Origin of the sequence: Collinsella sp. TF05-9AC (assembly GCF_003438495.1) — a bacterium.
Classification (GTDB): Bacteria; Actinomycetota; Coriobacteriia; order Coriobacteriales; family Coriobacteriaceae; genus Collinsella.
In genome coordinates this window covers 1-1,928 of record NZ_QSSH01000063.1, presented here as the reverse complement: position 1 = coordinate 1,928, position 1,928 = coordinate 1, and the positions used below count along the sequence as shown (strand labels likewise).

Below are 1,928 nucleotides of genomic sequence, written 5' to 3'. Positions count from 1 at the left end.
TCGGAAGGCACGTGCAGACCTTTCGTCATGGCCTCCTACCTTTCTTTCGGGCCCTTGTCAGGGCCGATTCGTTAGCGCCCCTCCGTGTGAGGCGTTATTGCTGACGACATATTTATATCCAAAATCAGCTCATACTTCCACCTTGCCCCCGAACGGTTTTTTATAGGGGGTGAACGGCATACACATATACTTCACGCATGGCACACTTCATCTTAATAAAGCGTATTTACGTGCTTAAACGCGTTTTAATCCTAAAATCAAATGGAACTAAACTTTGTTAAACCATCCTCAAATTGCATATTTCCAATAAAGCTATGAATAGAATTAGCGGTTCACACCGCGTCTCAACCATTTTCATTTTTATTCAGAAAAAAGTTTGTCCTATTCATTTCTGATAAATAAATTACCGTTTACCAGACGCTTGATACCGTTCACCGGAAACTCAGTATAAGGCCCAGCGGATACCGCCTCGCTTTACGGCCCCATTTGTAACAACTTGACTTCTCGGTATAGAAAAACGGACCCGCTTCCCCTAGGGAAACGGGTCCGTTTTCGATTATCTTCGGCTAATTTGGATAAGGCCCCCGAAGACCATCGGAATCCTAGCGATTGAACTCCGCCAGTGCCTCGCCCAAAAGCCTCAGGCCCTCGCGCAGAACGTCCTCGCTCGCGCAGTAGCCCAGGCGTGCGCCGCAGGGAAGCTCAAAACGGCTACCGGGGACCAGCAGCACTCCCCTCTCGGACAGCAGGCGCCTGCAGAACTCCTCGTCATCCTCGGGAATATCCAGCTGGATAAACGAGGTGGACACGCCCTGCGGGGCCGTCCAGGAAACGCGATGCTGCGTATCGATCCAAGCCTGCGCGATATCGCGGTTGCCAAACACGATCTTGCGATTGCGCTCGAGAATCTTATCCTTGTGCTCAAGCACATAGGTCGCCAGAGCATCGTTGAACACGCCGCCGCAGATCATGGTGTAATCGCGATAGGTACGGATGCGGTTGGACACCTCTTCGTCGGCCACGACCCAGCCCACGCGGGCCGCAGGCGTCGAATAGGTCTTCGACAACGAGTTGGTGACAATGGCCCTCTCGTACACGTCGACCATCGACATAAAGGACTCAGTGTTTTCGAGCGGCAGATACACCTCGTCGCACAGCACGTAGGCGCCCACCGAACGGGCGATCTCGGCAATCTGGCCGAGCATATCGGTATCGAGCACCGTACCGATGGGGTTCGATGCGTTGTTTATGCAGATAAGCTTGGTGTTGGGGCGCACCAAGCGCTTGAGTTCCTCGATATCGGGCTTCCAGCCGAGTTCCTCGCAAAGCTCCCAATACTCGACCTCGGCGCCCAGCGTGCGCGGAATCTCGTAGAGCGGCGCGTAGGTGGGCCACTCGGCGATAACGTGGTCGCCGGGCTCGACCACGGCCATGATGGCGTTGAGGTTCGCACCCGTGCAGCCATTGGTCTGCAGAATGTGGTCGGGATTGACCTCCCGACGATACAGCTTGGCAACCACGGCCTTAAACTCCGGCGAGCCCTCGATCCAGCCGTAGTTCATCTTCTCGCGGTCCAAGCGCTCGTAGAACGTGGCGCCGTCCTGCTCATCGAGCGCGCGCAGCTCGCCCATGGTGAGCGACGAGATCGTCGACTGGGCGATGTCCCACGTGGCACTTTTCTCCCAAACGTTGAGCCATTCCTCAACGCCAATCGTCTTGATGTCCATGGCCAAGCTCCTTACAAAAGCAGTCATCCAATCGTGTTGACGTCCCTCATACAAGATTGGGGCGGTGCGAAAACCCGCACCGCCCCAATGGGAGACATCTAATGGCAGCTAGATGTATGTATTATGACCTGTACGGGTCCTGAAAGACCTTAGAGGTCCTCGCGCCAGAAGGGCATGCTCATGCAGCGCGGGCCGCCGCGG

General features: G+C 55.2%; 1 protein-coding gene. It reads right to left on the bottom strand.

Going from position 1 to position 1,928, the window contains the following annotated elements; all coding sequences use genetic code 11:
• Nucleotides 1-602: 602 nt before the first annotated feature.
• Nucleotides 603-1,727: an aminotransferase gene (locus DXC52_RS09835; RefSeq protein ID WP_117747102.1), complete on the bottom strand. Its 1,125-nt coding sequence runs from the start codon at nt 1,725-1,727 to the stop codon at nt 603-605.
• Nucleotides 1,728-1,928: the final 201 nt, after the last annotated feature.